Source organism: Paenibacillus dendrobii, assembly GCF_009807035.1.
GTDB classification, from domain to species: Bacteria; Bacillota; Bacilli; order Paenibacillales; family Paenibacillaceae; genus Paenibacillus_AQ; species Paenibacillus_AQ dendrobii.
The window spans coordinates 2857626-2880035 of the sequence record NZ_WUBI01000001.1 but is presented as its reverse complement, the minus strand read 5'-3'; the positions used below and the strand labels follow the sequence as shown (position 1 = coordinate 2880035).

Annotated in this window: 21 protein-coding genes and 1 pseudogene; 16 read left to right on the top strand and 6 right to left on the bottom strand. The window is 51.0% G+C overall.

Annotated elements, in window-relative coordinates; genetic code table 11:
* The first annotated feature begins 100 nt into the window (after positions 1-100).
* From GRF59_RS12670 to GRF59_RS12645, 6 genes are all read left to right on the top strand, one after another.
* Complete coding sequence (locus GRF59_RS12670) at positions 101-580, top strand: DUF3888 domain-containing protein (RefSeq protein WP_160497885.1); 480 nt, start codon at positions 101-103, stop codon at positions 578-580.
* Positions 581-643: 63 nt separating this feature from the next.
* On the top strand, positions 644-1171 hold the full coding sequence (locus GRF59_RS12665; protein ID WP_160497884.1) for a hypothetical protein: 528 nt from the start codon (positions 644-646) through the stop codon (positions 1169-1171).
* A gap of 274 nt (positions 1172-1445) precedes the next feature.
* Entirely contained in the window at positions 1446-4109 is a 2664-nt protein-coding gene (locus GRF59_RS12660) for a discoidin domain-containing protein (protein ID WP_237391733.1), read from the top strand.
* 163 nt (positions 4110-4272) lie between these two features.
* Complete coding sequence (ant(6), locus tag GRF59_RS12655; protein WP_160497882.1) at positions 4273-5130, top strand: aminoglycoside 6-adenylyltransferase; 858 nt, start codon at positions 4273-4275, stop codon at positions 5128-5130.
* A 378-nt stretch (positions 5131-5508) separates the two neighbouring features.
* A complete protein-coding gene (locus tag GRF59_RS12650; RefSeq protein WP_202128554.1) occupies positions 5509-6420 on the top strand; it encodes a prenyltransferase in 912 nt (303 codons plus the stop codon).
* A gap of 54 nt (positions 6421-6474) precedes the next feature.
* Positions 6475-7239: a DUF6081 family protein gene (locus tag GRF59_RS12645; protein WP_160497880.1), complete on the top strand. Its 765-nt coding sequence runs from the start codon at positions 6475-6477 to the stop codon at positions 7237-7239.
* 276 nt (positions 7240-7515) lie between these two features.
* Here the strand turns inward: GRF59_RS12645 and GRF59_RS12640 are convergent, their stop codons facing one another.
* The 3 genes and pseudogenes from GRF59_RS12640 to GRF59_RS12630 all read right to left on the bottom strand — a co-directional run bounded on the left by GRF59_RS12640 (position 7516) and on the right by GRF59_RS12630 (position 10460).
* Entirely contained in the window at positions 7516-8427 is a 912-nt protein-coding gene (locus GRF59_RS12640) for a glycine betaine ABC transporter substrate-binding protein (protein ID WP_160497879.1), read from the bottom strand.
* 8 nt (positions 8428-8435) lie between these two features.
* A pseudogene (locus GRF59_RS12635) lies at positions 8436-9265 on the bottom strand (ABC transporter permease); the annotation flags it as partial.
* A complete protein-coding gene (locus tag GRF59_RS12630; protein WP_160497877.1) occupies positions 9243-10460 on the bottom strand; it encodes a quaternary amine ABC transporter ATP-binding protein in 1218 nt (405 codons plus the stop codon). The gene GRF59_RS12630 and the pseudogene GRF59_RS12635, both read right to left, overlap by 23 nt.
* Before the next feature lie 358 nt (positions 10461-10818).
* On the opposite strand from GRF59_RS12630, the gene GRF59_RS12625 reads away from it, so the two are divergent.
* The 6 genes from GRF59_RS12625 to GRF59_RS12600 all read left to right on the top strand — a co-directional run bounded on the left by GRF59_RS12625 (position 10819) and on the right by GRF59_RS12600 (position 15904).
* Positions 10819-11385, top strand: a complete 567-nt coding sequence (locus GRF59_RS12625) for a GbsR/MarR family transcriptional regulator (protein ID WP_160498261.1) — start codon at positions 10819-10821, stop codon at positions 11383-11385.
* Positions 11386-11524: 139 nt separating this feature from the next.
* The gene (locus GRF59_RS12620) at positions 11525-12391 is read left to right on the top strand and encodes a DUF4362 domain-containing protein (RefSeq protein ID WP_160497876.1); all 867 of its coding nucleotides are present in this window, start codon (positions 11525-11527) and stop codon (positions 12389-12391) included.
* A gap of 131 nt (positions 12392-12522) precedes the next feature.
* Positions 12523-13206: a response regulator transcription factor gene (locus tag GRF59_RS12615; RefSeq protein WP_237391819.1), complete on the top strand. Its 684-nt coding sequence runs from the start codon at positions 12523-12525 to the stop codon at positions 13204-13206.
* 4 nt (positions 13207-13210) lie between these two features.
* A complete protein-coding gene (locus GRF59_RS12610) occupies positions 13211-14140 on the top strand; it encodes a sensor histidine kinase (RefSeq protein ID WP_202128676.1) in 930 nt (309 codons plus the stop codon).
* Between the two features lie 158 nt (positions 14141-14298).
* Positions 14299-15222: an ABC transporter ATP-binding protein gene (locus GRF59_RS12605; RefSeq protein WP_160497873.1), complete on the top strand. Its 924-nt coding sequence runs from the start codon at positions 14299-14301 to the stop codon at positions 15220-15222.
* Positions 15215-15904: an ABC transporter permease gene (locus GRF59_RS12600; protein WP_160497872.1), complete on the top strand. Its 690-nt coding sequence runs from the start codon at positions 15215-15217 to the stop codon at positions 15902-15904. The genes GRF59_RS12605 and GRF59_RS12600 overlap by 8 nt, the downstream gene beginning before the upstream one ends.
* A 152-nt stretch (positions 15905-16056) precedes the next feature.
* On the opposite strand, the gene GRF59_RS12595 is transcribed toward GRF59_RS12600, so the two are convergent.
* A complete protein-coding gene (locus tag GRF59_RS12595; protein ID WP_160497871.1) occupies positions 16057-16569 on the bottom strand; it encodes a DUF4188 domain-containing protein in 513 nt (170 codons plus the stop codon).
* A 22-nt stretch (positions 16570-16591) separates the two neighbouring features.
* On the bottom strand, positions 16592-17224 hold the full coding sequence (locus tag GRF59_RS12590; RefSeq protein ID WP_160497870.1) for a TetR/AcrR family transcriptional regulator: 633 nt from the start codon (positions 17222-17224) through the stop codon (positions 16592-16594).
* A 225-nt stretch (positions 17225-17449) separates the two neighbouring features.
* Between GRF59_RS12590 and GRF59_RS12585 the strand changes: the two genes are divergently transcribed.
* From GRF59_RS12585 to GRF59_RS12570, 4 genes are all read left to right on the top strand, one after another.
* The gene (locus GRF59_RS12585) at positions 17450-18907 is read left to right on the top strand and encodes a sulfatase family protein (protein WP_160497869.1); all 1458 of its coding nucleotides are present in this window, start codon (positions 17450-17452) and stop codon (positions 18905-18907) included.
* Between the two features lie 30 nt (positions 18908-18937).
* A complete protein-coding gene (locus GRF59_RS12580; RefSeq protein WP_160497868.1) occupies positions 18938-19705 on the top strand; it encodes an ABC transporter permease in 768 nt (255 codons plus the stop codon).
* The gene (locus GRF59_RS12575; protein WP_160497867.1) at positions 19681-20502 is read left to right on the top strand and encodes an ABC transporter ATP-binding protein; all 822 of its coding nucleotides are present in this window, start codon (positions 19681-19683) and stop codon (positions 20500-20502) included. Before GRF59_RS12580 ends, GRF59_RS12575 begins: the two co-directional genes overlap by 25 nt.
* A gap of 109 nt (positions 20503-20611) precedes the next feature.
* A complete protein-coding gene (locus GRF59_RS12570) occupies positions 20612-21703 on the top strand; it encodes an aliphatic sulfonate ABC transporter substrate-binding protein (protein ID WP_160497866.1) in 1092 nt (363 codons plus the stop codon).
* On the opposite strand, the gene GRF59_RS12565 is transcribed toward GRF59_RS12570, so the two are convergent.
* Positions 21700-22401 (bottom strand): response regulator transcription factor, encoded by a 702-nt coding sequence (locus GRF59_RS12565; protein WP_160497865.1) that lies wholly within the window; start codon positions 22399-22401, stop codon positions 21700-21702. The genes GRF59_RS12570 and GRF59_RS12565 overlap by 4 nt on opposite strands.
* Between the last annotated feature and the right edge of the window lie 9 nt (positions 22402-22410).

The following is a 22410-nucleotide window of genomic DNA, read 5'->3' as shown; positions in this document are numbered from 1 at the left end:
TACTTGGCTTCTGCGGCACTCTCTTTGCGCTAGGGTAGAGTAGCATGTGATGCATAAATCGCCGTGTAACTTAAAACCCTATCGTTTAGGAGGTATGAATATGAGAAAACGGCTAGTTATTTACTCCTTGTTTCTGTTTCTTTTATTATCGTGCGGCAGTGCGAGTTTCGCTGAGGGAAAATATGATCCGGATTCAAAAGAGCTTCAGTTGCAGGACATGCTGCTCCTTGTCCTTTTGCCATACATGGAGTCGCAGTTGGAGAAAACATACGCAAGCCTACTGACGGTTCCGCCCATGTTATATCCGTATTTGATCGAGGTCAAAGACATCGACCGGATCAGCGGTTTTCGGACATTCAGCTTCTTCATGACTTTAGAGGCGACGCCTACGGTTGGCCCGCATATTACGGCCGGAAAGGATCGGTTTATTTTTAAAATTTCACCTGGGGGTGTAAAGCTCGTCCATTATAAACATTTAAAGGATCCGGTCTTGAGCGATTTCCCTCCCAATTATGCGGACATGGTTAAGAATCAGCCGCTTGGCATCCGGAAGTGGGGAAAAGGTTTACGGGTAGAATAAGCCAATCAGGCAGTTCAGTTCGAATCATTGAATGATCTATGTTTACGAAGGGGCGAGAATAACTTGATATTCAACGTACTGCTTGCGATAGCGATCTCAGTTGGTGGGTTAACTGATGGCGAAAAAACCGTAAATATACAAAAACTCATATCTGCTTCTGACTTTAAACTTCTCCTGCCCGGCGAAAAGATTACCCGTGATTGGAAGTTCGAGGTGAAGTGGCCCTATCCTCTGAGGTATGATCAGTCCATTTCGAATGTAAGGCTGCATTATTTTGATCGGAATGGAAACTTCATGATCGGTATAGAGCAGCATAAAGCAAGCGGCTATACATATAAGAAGGAAATGACCAAAATTGATCTTCGAAATCGCACAAGCCAGACAAGGATCGTGACCGAGCATTTTCAACAAGAAGAAAGGGGAGAAGTCATCCACATTGGTAAAGCCAAAGGATACTTCGAAGCATGGGGTAGCCGTGAGCCCATGCCCGGGGGCATTTTGCATTGGATACAGGGTGACACTTACGTGGAAATGGACAGCGGAGAATTGACCAAGGAACAAATGGTGGAGATGGCGCGATCGATGAAATAAAGGAAGTGGGCCTTGCTCTTTTATTTTTTTGTGAAAATAACTCGTTAGTAGTTCCGCAGGGTATGCACCCCGCATTATGCGCAAAATAAACTCTTTTTCCGTAAATGTCCTCTCGACCATTCTTCTGAAAGAGAGTCACTAACATCACTAGAAGTTCATTTTCTTAACAAAACACAATCCCATCACTAAAAATGACATGTTCATTGAGCTTCTGCGCAAGTTAAAATGTAAGCGATTTCAATTTTAGAGAGGTGGGATTTTATTGACAGGTTCGATGAAAAGGCTGGGCCTTGGATTTATGGCATTGCTTCTGATGTTGCCTGTTTTATCAGGCGGAAGCAGCAAAGCATCGGCGGCCGGGGATTCAAGCGCCAACCTGGCACTTGGCAAAACCGCAAAGGCAAGCTCCGGCAAACCGGGCAACGCCGTAGATGGCGATGCGTCGACGGTGTGGCAGCCGCTGGCGATCGACCGGCAGGATGACATGAACGTCTGGATCTCGGTGGATTTGGGAGCGCAGGAAACCTTCAACAAAGTCATGATTCATCTCAATCGCGCGGATAACCTGAAGGATTATCAAATCCTGTACTCGGATGACGGCAGCAGTTGGAATCAAGCATACAGCAAAAATAAAGATCTCACAGCGACGGAGGCAGCGATGTTCGAAAGTACTTCGGCAAGATATATCAAACTGAATTTGAACTTGAGCAAGGATTTGAACGTGCAGTTGTCAGAGCTGGCCGTGTACAACAGTACGGAAACGTCAGCCCCGGCTGGGCTCAAGCGGATCTATTTTACGGACGCTAGCGGGAAGGAATACCCTAACAACGCCGAAATCCGGCTTAATAAGGGGGAAACCGGAACACTCGTCCTGAAAGGAGAACTGGATTCCGGACAGGAAGTGGATTTGACGACTTACGCGAAGACTTTTATCGCAACCACCCAAGACGTGAGTATCGATCCATCGGGAGCATTTACAGCGAATCAGGTCGGTGCTGCATTGGTACACGGCGTGGTACAGTCGTCCCAGGAGCTCAAAACGGCTGATTTCTGGATTGTCGTTGACGATCCCAATGCATTCTTGGATGAGAGCTACGTGATGAATTCCACGCTGAACCATCCGCATATGATGTCGGAAATCGGGCAGCCGGCCATGATCGAACCGAAGGATACATACCCTTCCGTGTCCACCGTGTCGAACGTAAACGGCATGCTTAGCAGCGAGCTGATTTTCGGCGGAAAGACCATTGCCAAGCTCGATCCTGTGGCTGTAAGCAAGGGTGAGTCGAAGCAATGGACGCCTTCAGGCAAAGCTGAAAAGGAAGGCCGCTATGAAATTCGCCTGAAAATGGAACAGGAAGGCAAACAGCCGGTCTACGATTCATTCTATTTTACCGCGTGGGCCAAAAATAAAATTCCGAAGGACCAGAGCCAGATCGCGTTCCTTGGAAAAGACGGCAAAATGGTCTATATCAGCGACTTCAGAGGCAATCAGATTCTGGACTTCTCGAACGTCGGGTATATGGGCGGTGGCGTGAAAATTCCGGATGTCAAAGTCAAAGCGACGGTGAAACCGGGGGATGGTGACGACACGGCACGCATTCAAGCGGCCATCGATGAGGTCTCGCAGCTTCCAGTCGGCAAAGACGGCTTCCGCGGTGCGGTTTTGCTGAAAAAAGGCAAATACGAGGTTGGCGGAACCGTGAAAATCAATGCCAGTGGCATCGTGCTGCGGGGCGAAGGACAGGATGAAAAGGGTACCCTGATCTATGGCACGGGAGCGAATCCGCGCAATCTGGTTGAAATCGGGGAGAATACGGGTCTTAGCATCGACAACGCCTCCATGAAAACGATCACGGATCTGTACGTACCTTCCGGTTCCCGTACGTTCCATGTGGATGATGCAAGCAGTTACCAGGTTGGAGATACCATTGTCGTACGCCGAATAGGCGATAAAAACTGGATTCACGAAATCGGCATGGATTATATTTACAACCGTCCGGGCGGCACAGTAACCCAGTGGGGGCCGTTTAACCTGGACTTCGATCGCGTCATCACCGCTGTAAACGGAAATACGATTACCGTAGACGCACCGATCTCGAACGCTATTGAGCAAAAATGGGGCGGCGGTCAGATATTTAAATACACCGATAGCGCCCGGATCGAGAAGGTTGGCGTGGAAAATATGCGCGCGGATTCCGAATTCGATCCAAGCATCATGGACACGACCATGGACAATGGCCAGACCGATCCGTATTATGCGGATGAAAATCATGCCGAACGCTTCGTCGTGTTTAACAGCGTGAAAAACGGCTGGGTGCGAGACGTGACCGGGTACCACCTGTCTTACTCGTTGGTGCAAATGAGCCGTAACTCCAAGTGGATCACGGTGCAGGACAGCAAAATGTACGACATGGTCAGCATCATTACCGGCGGACGCCGCTACGTCATTCACCAAATGGGCCAGTTGAACCTGGCGCAGCGGATTTACACTGAGACGGCGCGGCATGCGTTCGTCGTCGACAGCCGCGTGCAGGGGCCAAACGTGTTCCTGGACGGCAAGGCCGTCAATAACTTCAACACGAGCGAGCCGCATCACCGCTGGTCCGTGGGCGGATTGTTCGACAACATTGACGCGCCGATCTCCATCCGCGACCGCGGCTGGCTGGGCAGCGGCCACGGTTGGGCCGGGGCGAACTACGTCTCCTGGAACACCGAGGATGAGCTGACCTCGCAGCAGCCGCCTACCGCGCAAAACTATGCCATCGGGCATGTCGGTCCGAAGGTGCCAGGACTCGTTCCGAGCGATTATGATCCGCGTCCGCGCAACGATGGCTACTGGGAAAGCCTTGGCAAGCACGTGAAGGTCGAAAGCCTGTACAAACAGCAGCTGCTGGAGCGGCTGGGCAAGAAGGCGCTAGACAATATTAAGCGATAATTCGAATACAAATATCCGGCTGAATTCGATCAGCGGGGGGACTTTCACAAGCTATGAATGCCGCTAAGCGGTGTTCATAGCTTTATTTCGCCTTGATGTGTACAATCGTATTGCATAATTGTAATGCCTGAAAGGCATCAGATGGGATGGAGGTTAAAGTTCAATGAGAAGCGATGAAGAGATGATGAAGCAGTTTACGGATTTTGCCGTGCATGACGGTCGAATCCGGATGGTCACCCTGGAAGGATCGCGCACGAACAGCAACATTCCGCGGGATGCATTTCAGGACTTCGATATTTCGTACTTTGTCACAGAGATGGATTCTTTCAAGGAGAATGATGCATGGCTGGATGGTTTCGGACATCGTCTCATGATGCAAAAACCGGAAGACATGGAGCTGTTTCCGCCCGAGCTCGGCAATTGGTTTTCGTATATCATTCTTTTTGCCGACGGTCATAAATTGGATCTGACGCTCATCCCCGTCGAAGAAACGGAAGCTTACTTTGCAGACAGCGACGGACTGGTCGAAATTTTGGTTGATAAAGACGGTCGCATCCCGCATGAAGTGGCGGCGGACGACAAGCAATATTGGATCAAAAAGCCGACGGCCAGGGAATTCGATGACTGCTGCAATGAATTTTGGATGGTTTCAACGTATGTCGTGAAGGGCTTGGCAAGACAGGAGATCCTGTTTGCCATCGATCATTTGAACGAAATTGCCCGCCCGAACCTGCTGAGAATGATGTCTTGGCATATCGGATGCGAAAGAGGGTGTGACTTCAGCGTGGGCAAAAACTATAAATTTATTGACCGTTACCTCCCCGAAAAGGATTGGGATGTATTGCTTTCTACATACACCGAGAATAGCTACCCCAACATGTGGAAATCACTGTTTGACTGTTATGCGCTGTTCAGAAAATACGCCCAGGACGTGGCAAAAATACTGAATTATGAGTATCCGGACTATGATGCGGCCATCACGGAGTATACGAAAAATATATATTGTTCTTTGAATCAATAAGGAGGTTAGAGCATTCGGGAAAGAGAACAATGGAACGCCATGACTTTTGACATTCTTTTCCGATGTAAATTCTACAACTTCATGACAAAATCCGATAAAGTATGCTATCCTTGAAGAGTACGAAACACAACTTTCTTCCTATTACTAATGCAGCTCCGATGTCATTTTGCTGCCATACAAATAAACTAATTTGTGCTTCTCCTTGATTTCGTTCCAGAGGAGAAGTTTTCTCCTTTTTAGTTCCATTTATATACCAAATGGGAAGGTTTGTGAAATTTATCATTTGCTTTGTTGGCTGTTCTCATTCATATTCCGTGCGAATGTGATATTCCCGGCATGGCACGGGTATTTTAAACAAGAAAGGGGCATTGTGTGGACATGCTCAAACAATTTAGAAAGGCATCGAGGTTCGGTGTGGTGCCCGTGATGCTCATTCCGGTTGCGCTGGGCGCACTCGGGGCTTTTGTGTGGAACGGGATGTTCAACGTCTGGCTGTTCCTGGTAACGCTCGTGGGTGCCGCGGCTGCCCATTTGTTCTCCAACATGATCAACGATCTGTGGGACTTCAAGAGCGGAACGGATACGGCGGCCAAAGAAACCGTCGATGCGGTATCCACCAACTCCGGATTTTTGACCAACCAGATCTGGAGCGTTCGGAAGTTTGCGGCCGTGACCTGGGGATTGTTCGCACTCGCTGCCGTTTGCGGCATTGTGCTGGCGATTTTCTCAGGTATCTGGGCTTTTGTATTCGGAGCTCTGGGCGGATTGATCGCATACTTCTATGTGGCTCCTCCGCTGAAATTCGGATACAGGGGGAAAGGATACAGCGAGATCGCCATTTTGCTGTCCTTCGGGGTGCTGCCGGTGATGGGCGCATATTACGTCCAAACCTCGCATCTCGATCTAAGAGCGCTGCTGCTCTCGCTGCCGATCGGACTTCTCACGACGCTGATTCTGTTCAACCATCACTTTCTGCATTGGCAGGCTGACCGCCAGGCAGGCAAACGCACGCTTGTCGTCGTATGGGGCGAACGCAGAGCACTTAATTTCTCGCGTTTTCTTCTTCTGCTCGCCGCTTTGACGCTGATCGTCAGCGTGATCGCCGGAGCGCTTCCGGTGTATGGACTCATTGCACTTCCGGCCATGCTGCCGCTGTATCAGGTATACGGCAAGCTGAAGCCGCAAAACACGTCTCACGCGTATCTGCCGCTTATGGGCGCGTCCGTCAAATCGGCGCAACTGAGCGGCGTGATCATGATGGTATGCTTATTCATTCAAGGACTCATCTGATAACACATCATTTGGACAGGGACTGATCCATCACAGAAAGGAAGTCGAAGCAACATGGAACAACAAAAAGTCATCGGTGATTTTCATACGATTCTATCGGAAGGCGAAGTTTGGAAGGTAGGCGGTTTTCCGCTTCCTGACGGTTCCTTCTGGGAATACCGCGAACCGAACGCGGTCGTCATCGTGCGCAACGGCATCCTGTATGTACGGGCTCCACTGAGCCGCGAGAATCATCAGATTCAAATCCTGGACAACGCCAAGCATATGTATTATTCCGTGGAAACGATCAAGGTACCCGAGTCGGGTGAGGTCAGCTTCGAGCTGCAGATCCGTGCCCGCAGCGAAAATACCGCTCCGAACGATCTGTATGACGGCTACGTATCGCTGAACCTGCTGGACTTCACGACCGGCGCGGCGCTCGATTTTTTTGCGGGCAACGATAAGTACGCCAGCGTGTACGCCGTGCTTCCTTTCCCGGGAGTGGAAGTGCCTCCGTCCGACAAAACGCGTTATTTCTGCATTTTCAAGGAAGACACCAACTTCAAAGCGCGCGAGTTCAACACATACAAAATCACGTATGATCGCGGTAATGATGAAGCGGTATTTTACCTGAACGGGGTGGAAATCCGCCACGAAAAAAACATTCCGATCAAATTCAACGAGTTCACGATCGCGCTCGGCATCATGACCGAGAAGGACATCTCGCCGGAAGGCAGCGTGTCGATCCATGGACAAACCGTGATCGCGGAGTACTCGCCGGTAACGGTAACGATCAACGATCGCGCGGAAGGCAAGAAGGCTACGAAGGACAAAGAATAAGGAGCCATAGCTTGTGTGGATTGATCTAGAAATATAAAAAGAACTCCAGGACCGGATGAACGGTGCCTGGAGTTTCTTTTTTTGTACATTGTAATTTGTATATCGAAAGAAGCAAAAGTAGCGGAGGGGACGGAATCGTTCTGAAGAAGCGAAGCGGTCGCCTTTGCCTCCTAATTTTAACCCTTTTTAATATATTCAGAAAAAATTTGGAGGCAACAGCGATCGGAAGAACGATCCGTACCCGCAGCGGTCAAACCGCATGAAAAGAATTCATTTTTACTTCTTCAAATCCTCGATCGAGCTGACATCCACATACGAAGGCACAACCAGTCCGGTTTTCACGCCGGTCATGTTCGCGCCGAGATCATCGACCTTGTCCTTGAATTTGTCCATGTAGTCCGCATGCGTCAGCGGCAACCATGCCGCAGCAGTAGCATCGACATCGCCGTTTGCTACACCCGTCCACATTGGGCCGGCTTCGACCTGCAGGGCGGTTACTTTGTAGCCGAACTTATCCTGAAGGACATATTGGAGAAGGTTCGTGCTGGCGATTTCCGAATCCCAAGCCACATAGCTCAGCTTCAGCGATTTGCCGTCCACCGGCTTCAGATCCTTGATCCATTCGTTCACGCGATCAGCATGTTCGTCGGCCCACTTCTTGGCCGCTTCTTCAGGCTTCGCGCCTTCTTCGATCGCAGTCATGATTTCGCCCATCTCATCAGAGGTCCACTCGAAACGGTCGAGGAACGCATAAGCAGTTGGCTCATCTTCCTTCAGGCCTTTGCGCGCGATGGTGTGAATTTCCTCCGCTTCGCCGTATACCTTCTTCGGATCATCGAGATACTTCAGATCATATTTGGAGAACATCCAGTGAGGTGTCCAGCCCGTGATGATGATCGGCTTCTTGTTCTTGATGTCTTTAGCCAGCGTAGCGGTCATGGCCGCACCGGAGCCCTCGATCAGCTTCCAGTCGGACAGGCCGTATTCTTCAATGGCTTTGTTCGTTGCTTTCATGATGCCGGCACCCGGGTCAATCCCGATGATTTCGTGGTTTACCTGTTTGCCGAAGGATTCGGCGCTATTTCCATCCTGCGTTGTGTCATCCGCGCTGCTGCTTGAGTTACAGGCAGAGAGCATCAATACGCCTGCGAGTCCTAATAGAGACATCCATTTAGCTTGCTTTTTCATTTTATCTTCCCCTTTTTTTGTCGGATTTGAAAAATGCTTGCGTAAAACGGTCAAGTACGATGGCCAAAATAACAACAACCAGTCCGGCTTCGAAGCCTTTGCCGATTTGGAGCTGGGTCACCGCGCGATATACTTCTGCGCCGATACCTTGCGCGCCGATCATGGACGCGATGACGACCATAGACAGCGAGAGCATGATCGTCTGGTTCACGCCGGCCATCAGGGTCGGCAGCGCCAACGGCAGCTGAACTTTAAAGAGCTTCTGTCCTGATGTAGAGCCGAAAGCATCAGCCGCTTCCGTCAGCTCGCCGGACACCTGCTGAATACCGAGCAGCGTCAGTCGGATCGTCGGCGGAATCGCAAAGATCACGGACGCAATGACACCCGGCACGACGCCGAGACTGAAGAAGGTGACGGCTGGAAGCAGGTAGACGAACGCCGGCATCGTCTGCATGAAGTCAAGCAGCGGCGTGATGATCCGTGATGCGCCCTTGCTGTAAGCGCACCAGATGCCCAGCGGGATCCCGAGCACGACCGAAATCAAGGCTGAGGTGATGACAAGACTGAGCGTATCCATCGTTTGGGACCAGTAGCCCAGGTTATAAATCACCAGGAAGCCGATGACAGAGAATAAGGTGAGCGACCAGCGCCCGACCAGGAAAGCCAGAACGCCGAGAATGACAATAAATAAGAACGGATGAGGCAGCATGAAGATCCAGGTAAAGCCCTTGACGATGCCCTCGATGGCAGCAGCGATCCAGTCAAACAATAAGGTCAGATGATCTTCCATCCAGCTGACGAGCGTTTCAATCCATTCATCCAGCGGTATTTTCGGCATCCGGAATCACCTCCTTCGAGTTGTTTTCTCCCGCCAGGGCGCCAAGCAGGGCTCCGCGGACGATGACGCCGAGCAGACGGTTGTCGTCATCCACGACCGCCAGCGGCACTTTGGCCAGGCTGGTGATTTCGAAAAGCTCGTTGATCACGACATCGGGAAGCACCCGAGGACCGTCCGTGATCAGAATGTCTGCAAGAGACTGTCCGCTGCGCATGGCAGCCGAAGCATCCTCGGCCGTAATGACGCCGAGCAGACGTTTGGTACGGTCCACGACGAACAGGTTCGAGATGCCGCGCTCACGCATGAGTTCGAGCGCGACGCGTGGTCCGCGGTCGGCCATGATCGTTTCCGGACGTCGCATGACGTGCGAAGCGGTCAGAACCTTGGACAAGTCGACATCTTCGACGAAACGCTCCACGTACGCGTTGGCCGGCTGCGTCAGGATTTCCTCCGGTGTGCCGACTTGGACCACCGCGCCGTCTTTCATTAAAGCGATGCGGTCGCCGATCCGAAGCGCTTCGTCCAGATCATGCGTAATGAAGATGATCGTTTTCTTCATCTTCTCCTGCAGATCGAGCAGCTCATCCTGCATATCCCGCCGAATCAGGGGATCCAGCGCGCTGAACGCTTCGTCCATGAGCAGAATTTCGGGATCGTTCGCGAGCGCCCTGGCAAGGCCGACGCGCTGCTGCATCCCGCCGCTCAGCTCATCCGGGCGTTTATCTTCCCAGCCCTTCAGCCCGACCAGTTCCAGCGATTGTCTCGCCTTCTCGCGGCGCATCTGTTTCTCTTTTTTCTGTATTTCGAGGCCGTATTCCACGTTTTCAAGCACGGTGCGGTGCGGAAACAGCGCGAATTTCTGAAATACCATGCTGATGGTCTGGCGGCGCACGGTGCGCAGCTGTTCCTTGTTCATTTTCATCAGATCTTTGCCATGAACCAGGATTTCCCCGGACGTAGGCTCGATCAGTCGGTTCAGCATCCGCACAAGCGTTGATTTGCCGCTGCCTGATAGCCCCATGATGACGAATATTTCGCCTTCCTCGATGGAGAGGCTGACCCGGTTAACGCCGACCGTAACGGATTTTTCCTTTGCTACTTTTTCTTTGGTCCAACCTTGATCGAGCAGCTTCACGCATTCTTCCGCATGAGGCCCGAACAATTTGCTTACCTTTTGAAGCTGTAAGATGGACAAGATCAATCCCCCCTTAAAAGCCATTTAAATATGAATCTTACCAACATACCCCTTATGTTCTGTGTGCTCTGGTTGAATCATGAACCGGCGTATAAGCAACGTGTAACAGTGTAACAAACTAATAATATCGTATCAAACGTTTTAACCGTATGTAAAGAACGTACAGTAAAAACTGTACAAAGTAATTCTTTAGTTTCCTGCCCGATGCTCCCAATTGCGGCTTCTGAGGCTTCTTTACTTTTAAAAGTGGTTTTTTTACAATAGACCAAGAAGGTTGTTGCCTCTGAAATCTTCTGTACGATAACGTTGAATGCGGAAGACATGCGAGAGAATGGCTGAACATAAGGAGGTTGCAAGCATGGGCTTGGACCCGGGCAAAGAAGAACAGAACGCTGCGCTTCAAAAAATGCGTAAGCGTGTTATAGAAACGATTGGACGAAACATGGACTTATACGGCATTTCCTTATCCACGGGACATCTCTACGGCTTGCTGTATTTTGCGGACAAGCCGATGACGCTGGACGAGATGGGAAGCGAAATGAAGATGAGCAAAACCAGCATGAGCACGGGCGTACGCACGCTGCTGGATCTTAAAATGGTGAACAAGGTATGGGAAAAGGGCTCACGCAAGGATTTGTACGAGGTGGAATACGACTGGTACCAGACCTTCACGGACTTTTTTGACATCAAATGGCGCAAATCCGTGGAAACGAACATCCTGATATTACGCAAATCCATGGAAGAGATTAATAAATTGGAAAAAGAGTATGCGGAAGACCCTGAAATGGTGGACCTGCTCCACAAGGACAAGGCCAAGCTTCGGGATGCCTATGCGTATTACCAATGGCTTGACCGACTGATCGACACCTTTGAAAATGGCGACATTTACAAGCTCGTGCCCAAGGAGCTGCCAGATGAAATATGAGTTCAAGAAGACCTGGATGCAACCCGCATCTTGGTCTTTTTTTTGTTATCTGAGGTGTGGCTGCTGCCTATCGGATCGCCTGAAACCTTTATCTTTTAAATTTCGTCAAGAAGATTGAATGGAAATGAGGGGGATTCAGATGAAACCGATTAGAGTGACGATATTACTTGGGCTGCTGGCAATGATCTTCGGCTGTTCCGTTCCACAGGAAGCAAGTGTGAATGATGGGGGACCGGACAAGATAGCAAAGCCAGCGAATACCGTCCTGACAGCTAAAGGTGCTGATGTGGTTGATACTCACGGTATGGTGGAGCATCTGGAACTGCTTGACGCTTTTACGCATGATCAAACCGGCTCGCAACGGCTGATCCGTTACACGATCGAGGGCGATCCGATTTACTATGATTTGACACGTGCTGACGGTAAGGTTGAACTGCGCGTGGACACGACCGAGGACAAATTCGGAAAAGGGGAAGTCAGGACCTACCCGTGCGTTTCGTTGGTACGAGAAGAAACGAAGACATTTCTCCGGTATGCGCTTACGGGCTGCGAAGGGGATTCCGAGGACATGGAGCTGCTTCGAATTCCTTTCGATGTGAGCCAGCAGGACCGTTTTGAATTCGTGCTCAAGTACGGGCCAAGTCTGACGAATGAAATCAACACTGTGGATTACAAGCTGCTGAAAGACCTCGGGAACGACCAGATGGTAGAGGTCAGCGATTTCAGCATCACGGAGCAGGACCGTCAGAAAGTTTACCGCGAACTTGTGCTTGCCGGTTACTTAAATGAAAAAAAGCTGTCTTCTGCATGCAAGCTTGAGAACGGGGACAGTTACGATTTGAAGGTGTTTATTAACGGCGGGGAGCGCCATTTTCAGTGGAGATCTTGCGATACGGGTGCCGATGGCAAACAGATGACTGCTGCTGTAAAAAAGATCATCGGGATCGTTCAGGCCGGCTCGATTTATCAATCCTTACCTAAGACGGAAGCAGAGCAGCACAGGTAGGCTACCCTCTTAGGCCGGGCATATTAGGGTATTCATATTTTTCGTCAGCGATATGCGAATGACCGCCTTTCCAGTATAGTAAAACTATAAACCTAACAGGATAGGCGGGGATTCACATGGCTTCAAGCATACTGCTGGTGGAAGATGACGCCGCGATCGGCGAAATGATAGAGAGTTATTTGACGATGGAAGGCTTTGACGTGGTGCACGTGAAGGATGGCGAGGAGGCGCTGGAGCGCTTCGCGCAGTGCCAATACGATCTGGTGCTGCTGGATCTGATGCTGCCGAAGCTGAGCGGCATGGATTTTTTGAAGGAAATCAGGGAGAAGAGCCATGTACCGGTGCTGATCGTGTCGGCCAAGGACGGGGAAGTGGACAAGGCGCTGGGGCTGGGCTTCGGGGCTGACGACTATATCACGAAGCCGTTTTCCATGATTGAGCTGACGGCAAGGGTTAAGGCGGCCATCCGCCGTGCCACGGCCTACGTGGGACAGCAGCCCGCGCAGCCGAACGGGATCGTCCAGGTGCATGAGCTGACGCTGAATCTGGACCATTTGACCGTGGACAAGAACGGCGAGGAGATCAAGCTGACGGCCAAAGAACTGCAAATTTTGAAGCTGCTTATGACAAACCCGAAAAAGGTGTTCACGAAGCAGCATATTTTCAATTCCGTGTGGAACGATGAGTATTACGGCGACGAAAACGTCATTAACGTGCATATGAGCCGATTGCGGGAAAAGATCGAAGATAACCCGTCTGAACCGCGGTACATTAAGACATTATGGGGCATCGGCTACCGACTGGGGGAATTTTAACGTGCTGTTCGTCCTGTACGTGATCCTTGTCCTGCTGGCACTGCTGAACGTTCTGCAGTGGGTCACCCGCCGTAAAAGGACGGAGCAGCTGAGCTATATCATCGACAAGCTGCATGCGATCATGGACGCTTCCTCGCAGGAGCAGCTTCTGCTGTTTACAGAGGATGCGGAATACCGCAAGCTGCTGATCGCGATCAACCGACTGCTGGAGCAGAACCGGCAGTCCGAAGCGGACTTTGCGCGCACGGAGCTCGCGATGCGCAAGATGCTGGCGAACATATCGCATGATTTGAAGACGCCGCTGACCGTGGTGCTTGGAACCATCGAAACGATGAACCGACAGCCGGACCTGCCGAAACAGGAGAGAGAACGCCTCGTGAGCAACGTGCATGCCAAAGCCATCGAGATCGTAGAGCTGATCAACCGCTTCTTCGACCTCTCCAAGCTGGAGTCAGGGGATAAAGAGCTGCCGCTTACCCGTATACATATGAACGAAATTTGCCGGAAAAACATACTGGCATATTATGATTTGATCGAATCGGAAGGATTGTCCGCAAATATTGATATCCCGGATGCGCCGCTGTATGCCTGGGGGAACGTGGAAGCTATCGACCGGGTCCTGAACAACGTGCTGAGCAATGCGATCCGTTATGGAGCAGGAGGACGGGTGATCGGCATGAAGCTGTATGAAGCCAAAGACCGGATTCTGATCGACATCTGGGACAAGGGCAAAGGCATCGATGAACGGGAGCAGGCGCTTATTTTCGAACGGATGTACACGCTGGAGGACTCGAGGAACAAGAGCTTTCAGGGGAGCGGACTCGGTCTGACGATCACGAAACGGCTGGTCGAGCTTATGGATGGGGAAATCCGGGTGGAGAGCAAGCCGAATGAACGCACCGTGTTCACGATTGCGCTGAAACGGCTGTCTTAATTTTAACGGAACAACTTCGGTTAGCATGAACGACATATTGTAATTCGTATTTCTCAAAATCTCAGTCTCTTAAGATATTCGTAAGAATTGCGCAAGAAACGCGAAATGGTTGGCGGCTATACTGTGTATAAAGCAAGAACGAGAGGGGCAAGAAACGTATGAGCTATATCGTCAGTACCCGCCATGTAAGCAAAATATATAAAGGCAAAGAAGTCGTTTCTGGTGTCAGCATGAATATCGAGCGGGGGCAAATTTACGGACTATTGGGCCCGAACGGCGCCGGCAAAACGACCTTGATGAAAATGATGCTGAACCTCCTGAAACCGACTAGCGGCGAGATCGAATTGTTCGGGGAAAAGCTGATGCCCGGATCGGTGGAAATGTTTAAACGCATCGGCAGCATCATCGAATACCCGATTTTTTACGAGAAAATGACTGCCAAGGAAAATCTGGAGCTGCACGGCGAATATATGGGCTTTTATAATAAACATGCGATACGTGAGGCGCTGGAGCTGGTACAGCTGACTTCCATCGACAACAAGGCAGTCGGCGAGTTTTCGCTTGGTATGAAGCAGCGGCTCGGCATGGCCCGCGCGATCATGACCAAGCCCGAGCTGCTGATCTTGGATGAGCCGATTAACGGACTTGATCCGGTAGGGATTAAGGAATTCAGGAATTTGCTGCGGATGCTCTGCACGGAATACCGGATGACACTGCTAGTCTCAAGCCATCTGCTGAGCGAAATCGAGCAAGTGGCGGATACGATCGGCATTCTTCAGGGAGGAAAGTTCATCCGTGAGGTGTCGATGAATGACTTGCGCAGCGAACATACCGATTATATCGAGATCGTGACGCCGCACTGCAAACAGGCTGCTTTTATCCTTGAGAACCAGCTTGGCGTAAGCAATTTCAAAATCATTGGCGACTCCATGCTTCGGGTATATGAGTCGCGCTGGACGCAGCAGGAGTTGACGAAGGCGCTTGTGCTCAATGACATCGAGATCGAAGCGCTAAACCATAAGCACACGTCGTTGGAGGAATTTTTCATGCAGCAGATTGGCGGAGGTGAGAAGCATGCTTAAGCTGATGCAGCTGGAGATCAAAAAACATAAGCTCGGATGGTATGCCAGAGGCGCCGCTATCGCGGTGGTCATCATCTCCTTCTTCATGTGGCTCATGCCTTATACGGAGGATTACGGGGAAGCCGGCTTTAACGACTATGTGGAAGCCCTATCGGCAGCGGGCCTTATCGTCCGCGCGGTATTTATCGTGTTTGCCTCGGTACTGATCAGCAGATTCATCATCGATGAATATAAGAACAAGACCGTCAGCGTCATGTTTACGTATCCGGTACAGCGCAAAAAACTGATCATTGCGAAAATGCTGCTAATTCTTTCCCTGACCTTCGTCACAATGATCATCAGTACATTCATTGTCATCTTGGTATTTTTGGTTGTGAACAGTCAATTTCATTTCATTGAGGGAAAACCGGACGGAGCGCTTTTCCTGCACACGGGCATTCAGCTCTTCATTCAAACGCTGTGCGCTACAGGCGTCAGCTTGATTCCCATATATTTCGGGATGCGCAAAAAATCCGTGGCGAGCACCATCGTCTCCTCCGTCTTCATCATGCTGCTGCTCAGCGGCAACGCTCAGGGATTCTCGCTCAGCTCGAACGTGGCGATTCCTTTGATTCTTGGAGCGATCGGCTTTGTGATTGCTTATCTATCATTTCGCAATATTGATAAAACCGATATGGTCTAATTCCATTCGAAAAGCACCCTTTCATGGCATGGATGCCGGAAAAGGGTGCTTTTTTGGCCTAGAATCGTCATTAGGTTCGCTGATCGTGCCGTGCAGAATACAAAAGGAATCCGGCGGGGTCCCATGAGACCGTTGCCGGATTCTTGTTTGGCTTACTGTACCGGATTGGCGGGCGTCGGCACGGCTGGATCTCCGCCTTGTCCAAGCCTGCGGCTTGCCGTTTCCCGTCGTCCCGTTGCCGGAACATGGCTCGTAGCTTTGGCGAGACCGAATACCGGCATATTATTGTATACGGACTCGTAATTGCCTTTGGGGATGATGTAGGTTTCGTGAAAGATGCCGACCGTTCCATCGGTACCGATTTTTCGGTTGAAATCCCTCCACGCTTTGAGATGCTTCTGGCCTTTCCGCGCATAGTGCTCCAGCTGCTCAAATGAATCCCAGTACTGAATAATGCAGGTTCTCCGCAAGGAAAAATGCATGTGGCCTTCTTTAAATCCCAGCTCGCGGTTCATGTACAGCTCCCGGATCATGCCGGGCATGGACAGGAAGACGGGCAGCCAGCGGTGGACCGCCCAGAATCGGTTGATCCGCATGCCGATGACGAATACCACGAACGATTCCTCCGTATGTGCCGTATAGCGGCCGGGTACCACCTTTTCCATAAAAACAGCTCCTTTAATAGAGTTATTTTTCAATCAGTTTCAGATGGGTTTCGTAAAAAGCCATGACGTCTTTCGATCCGTACAGACGAGAGGTGAGGAAACCGCCGTAAAACGTGCTGATCAGGAACGGAACAGCGGCGTCGACCGGAATGCCGTCCTTTAACCGACCATCCTCCTGCGCTTCCTCCATACACTGGCTGAACAAGGCGAACATGTCGGGGCTCTTAGAACCGTCCCTCTCTTGGCCGGGAAACAAGAGCATCACCTCGGCTTCGCTTAGCACCGGCATGCTGCAGTGCATGTTCATTTCGGACAAAAAAGCGATGAGGCTGGGCATGATGCCTTCGTTCGTACGCGTGTCGTCAGCAATTTGCCGCAGAATAAGCCGCATTGCATCGAACCCGCGCAGACCGTTTTCTCCGATCTCGATAATCCGCCGGGTCAGCCATACCCGCATGTAATAGACGAGCAAATCTTCTTTCTTGCCGAAAAATTTGAAAAAAGTCACGCGGGATATGCCGGCCGTCCGGCAAATGTCGTCCAGCAGCACGTCCTTGAACATGCGGTCCGCGGTGAAGGATAGGCCCGCTTCGTACAAGGCGATTTTCGTTTTGGCTTTTTTCAATTCACGCAGAGGAATTTCATTGATGTTCATCCACTAAATCTCCAATCATTAACTTATGTAAATAAATTTACTTCTGTTAATTTATTTTGTCAAGACAAAGTGAAATGAACTGGGGAATGCGGAAAACGCGCAAAAAAGTTGTAAAAAAGTTCAACCTTATGCATTTAAGAAATCAAAATTATACTTAATTCATGAAAGCGGATACAACAACTTACACGACATGTTATACAAACTGAAGCAAAGGACTTGATATGCATGAGAATGATCTATCTGGACATCGACTCGCTGCGCCCGGACCATATGAGTTGCTATGGTTATCACCGCCAGACGACACCGAACCTGGACCGAATTGCAGCCGAAGGCATGCGCTTCGACAGCTGCTATACCGTATCCTCCCCGTGCGTACCTTCGCGAGCAAGTTTTATGTCCGGACGATTTGGCGTCAATCACGGGGCACTCACCCACTGGGGACCGGGCTGTGATTTTCAATATCCGGAAGGCGACGGACACAGCGAGCGTATTCCTTTCTTCACGCGTTACCTGCGTAAGGCAGGGATGAAGACGGTTACCTTCTCCACGTTCGGAGACCGCCATCATGCCTGGTGGTATTTCGCCGGTTGGAGCGAGGTACATACCCATACGCTTAAGGAAGGCAATGAGAATGCGGACGAAGTGAATGCTGCCGTAATTCCTTGGCTCAAAGCCCACGGCAAAGAGGATAATTATTTCCTGCACATCCAGTACTGGGACCCGCACAGCTTCTATACGTATCCAAAGCGTTATATGGAACAGTGGCAGGATTCACCGGTAGCAGTTTTCCCGGATGAATCGCAAATTGCCGCGCAGCAGCCAAATACATTCCCCCGCTCGGCATCCTTCTTGCATTGGGGAGACAACTATCCGGAAACGATGCCGGGAGCGATCCGAAGCCGTGCCGATTTCAAGCATTTGATCGACGGCTACGACGGAGCGGTATCCTATATGGATTCGTTTGTCGGAGAATTGCTCGACACGCTAAGAGAACTTGGCATTGAAGATGAAGTTTGCATCGTCGTGAGTGCAGATCATGCGGAATCCATGGGCGAACAGGGCATCTACGTGGAGCATCCGTGCGCGACCGAAGCGGTGCATCACATTCCGCTGATCATCAAAGCGCCGGGGATGGCGAAGGCAGGCGGAACGTATGACGGCTTTCTCTATAATGTCGATGCCATTGCAACGATCACCGATATGGCCGGCTTGCCCGTTCCAAGCGGCTGGGATGGAAAATCTTATTTGCAGGCATTGAAAGGCGAGGATATGAGCGGGCGCGATTATCTGGTCATGGAGCATGCCCTTTATACTTGTCAGCGTTCGGTCAGGGACCACAAATGGTTCTTTTTAAGGACGTACCACCAGGGACTTTACGATTTCGAGGAAGTGATCTTGTACGATATGGAGCAGGACCCGCATCAGACACGGAATGTAGCCGGAGAGCATCCGGAGGTTGTAAATCTGATGGAGCAGAGGATCGCGGCATGGCTGCAGGAGCAAATGAACAAGCCTGGATACAAGGCCGACCCGATGCAAAAGGTCATTGAGACAGGTCCTTATAAGTACCTGACGGAAGACGATTGGGTAAACCGGCTGCGCAGCAAAGGGTATGAGGAAGCCGCAGGGAAGCTCCTCAGCCGCAGGGCGGATGAGGGTATGAAACCCGCGTATGAATTCTAAAGCAGCATGAACAAGAGGAGGGGTATCAACATGAATGCAAGCCGCGTATCTGCACGACTCATTACGCCGCTCTCGGTCATTTGCGGGATATTGATATGGTATGCTGTATCGAAAATACCGAGCGTTGGCGCTATCGTTACCGATCCAATCCGTATCGCGAAGACGCTTTTCGCTGAGGCGAAAGCAGGAAGTCTCTGGTCGAATATATCCGCCAGTATGCTGCGCGTCCTTGGGGGCTTCGCATTAGGACTGGTCGTAGCCATTCCCGTCGCGTTCGTGATGGGCTGGTATGCGAATATTCGGGCGGTTATTGAGCCTTGGATCCAGTTTTTTCGCACTATTCCGCCGATCGCATTGATTCCGCTTGTCATCGTATCCCAAGGAATCGGGGAGTCGGCGAAGATCTCCGTCATTTTCATCGCGACCTTCCTGGTCATGGTCATTTCGATCTTCCAGGGCGTGCGGAACGTGGACCCGACACTCATCAAAGCCGCGCGAGTGCTCGGAGCAAATGATCGGCATATCTTCTTCGAAGTCGTTGTTCCGGCATCTTTCCCTTACATTCTGGTCGGTGTACGTCTAGGCCTTGCCAGCGCATGGACGACGCTTGTCGCCGCTGAGATGACCGGTGCCAACAAGGGGCTCGGCAACATGGTTATGGAAGCCAGTCTATACTTCCGGATGGACCTTGTCATTATGGGGATTTTCGTCATCGGTGTCATCGGACTTGCAATGGACAAGGGCGTACTCTATCTCGAAAGGAGACTGACAGGATGGCAGGAACTGCGCAACTCTTAACCCCGGCAGCGCCAACATTGGAGCAGCCCAAGATCAGAATCGAGAATCTCCGCAAGACGTATCAGGTTCGCGGCGGCGAGGTCATCGCTTTGAACGACGCGAATCTCGATATTATGCCCAACGAATTCATCAGTGTGGTTGGCCCAAGCGGTTGCGGCAAAACAACGCTGCTGAATATCATTGCAGGGCTGGAGCAGGCGACCTCCGGCAAGGTGGAATTGGATGGGAAAGTCGTAACCGGACCGGGAAAAGAACGCGGGGTCGTGTTTCAGCAGTATGCCTTGTTCCCTTGGAAAACAGTTATTAAAAACATCGAGTTCGGCCTGAAGCTGCGCGGATACAGCAAAGCCGAACGGCGTGAAAAGGCAGAACAGTATCTGGAGTACGTAAACTTGAAGGACTTTGCCCATGCGTATCCCAAGGAGTTGTCGGGCGGGATGAAGCAGCGGGTCGCGATTGCACGTGCCTATGCGGTCCAGCCGGAGGTGCTGCTGATGGATGAACCATTCGGAGCGCTCGATGCCCAGACGCGGGCACAGCTGCAGGAAGATCTGCTGAAAACCTGGCAAACGGAGAAAAAGACCTGCTTCTTTATCACCCACGATGTGGAGGAGGCTGTTATTCTGGGGCAGCGCGTCGTGATCATGAGCGCAAGACCGGGGAGAATCAAGGAAATCATCGATGTGGATATTCCGTATCCAAGGGATCAAACGACAAAGATGGACCCGAGGTTCATTGAGATTAAAAATGAGATTTGGGCGAAGGTCTATAAGGAGTATCTGGAAGTGCAAAGATAAAAAACGTCGTTTGCCGTGCATGTTCTGAAGCCGGGCCACCTCGAGTTCATCTCATGGCAAGCACGGCCGAAGCAGGATGGCAGAACAATTAAGGGGGAAATGGTTATTTATGAAAACAAATACCAAAAAAAGCTTTCGTGCTTCGCTTCTCTTATCTGCACTCATGTGCTTGACGCTCATGGTGAGCGCCTGCGGATCCGGCGGCCAAACTGCGGAACCCGAAGGTTCAACCGGGCAGGATGCTGCGAAAGAAACCAAAGCCGATGCTTCGAAGTCGCCCGTGAAAATTAACGTCGGCTACATTCCCGATTTGAACGGCGCGGCACCGATTGTGGTCGCGGATGAAAAAGGCTTCTTCAAAGATGCAGGGCTGAACGTCAATGCCGTCAAATTCTTAAGCGGCCCGCCGGAGTTCCAGGCCATGGCTTCAGGAGATCTGGATATTGCCTATATTGGACCGGGGGCAACCTTCCTGGCCGCTCAAGGCCAAGGGAAAATCATCGCACTGGCCAGCTTGGGCTTTGGAGATATGGTGTATGCAACGAAGAAGTCCGGCATTCAGGAATGGAAGGATCTGAAAGGCAAAACGATCGGCGTACCGAAAGGAACCTCCGGTGAAATGATATTGAATCTTGGCTTGGAAAAGGGCGGATTGAAGCCATCGGACGTAAATATCGTTAACATTGATGTAGCAGGCGCAGTGTCCGCTTTCGTAGCCAACAAAGTGGATGCGGTGGCGATCTGGTCGCCATATACCAAGGAAATCGAGAAGCAGCTGGGTACGGAAAACATCGTGAAGCTTGGAGACAACCGTACGTTCTATCCGGATTATGTGTTCCCGGCGAGCTGGGTTGTGAACCCGAAGTTCCTGGAGGAGAAGCCGGAGGTTGTGCAGCAGTTCCTGGAGGCGTGGGTTAAAGCCAATGACTACAAAATCAAGAACGTGGATGAAACCATCTCCTTGACTTCTAAGTATACGCAGGTTCCGGAGGATTCCCTGAAAGAGCAATACGAAACGATGGAGTGGATTGAATCCTCCAAAATTGCAGGCTACATGAAAGATGGCACAAGCGTGAAATGGTTCGAGAATTTGGAGAAAATGTTCGTGACGAACGGCAAAATGGCTGAGGTGGTGCCCGGAGACAAATTTATCGCAACGGAGCCGTTTGTGAAAGCGCAAGAGGCAGCCGGTGGTAACTAAAGGCCACCCCGCACTTTATGGATCAAATGAATGATGTTGAGCTCGCGGAGCAGGGAGATGACCTCCTTGCTCCGTTTTTTATTGAATTTTTTCAGAATGACATTGATTTGCGATTTGATGGTTGAGATCTCCACCTGGCGCTGCTTGGCAATCTCGGAGATTTTATAGTCGTTGTAGAGCAAATGGATGATTTCGAGCTCGCTTGGCGTCAGCTGGGACAGGATCATGGTCGCCTGGAACAAATTCTCCTGGTTTTTGCGGATACGGGTGAATTCGCTTTTGATTTTATTCGCGATTTCCGGATGCATCTGAGACATGCCTTCGTAAGCGCTGCGCACCCGCTGGACGATTTCTTGTTCGGGACGGGTTTTGAGTACGTAATCCACGGCACCGGTCTCGAAGGCGCTGAAGATCGTTTCGTCATCCTCGTGCACGGTCAGAAATACGATCCGGGTCTCCGGGAACTCTTCCAAAATATGCTGCGCGTGAATGATGCCGTCATGCTTGGCGTCCATCTCGATATCCATCAGCACGACATCCCCGCCGGTGGTTCGCATCAGCTGCAGGGCCATCTTACCGCTAGAGGCGGCTCCGGCGACGAAGATGTCCTCGTGTTTGCTTAGAATGGAGCAGAAATGTTCACGCAGTACGTCTAAGTCCTCGGCAACGATGACCCGAATGGGCGCTTTGCTCATCATGTAAGTTCC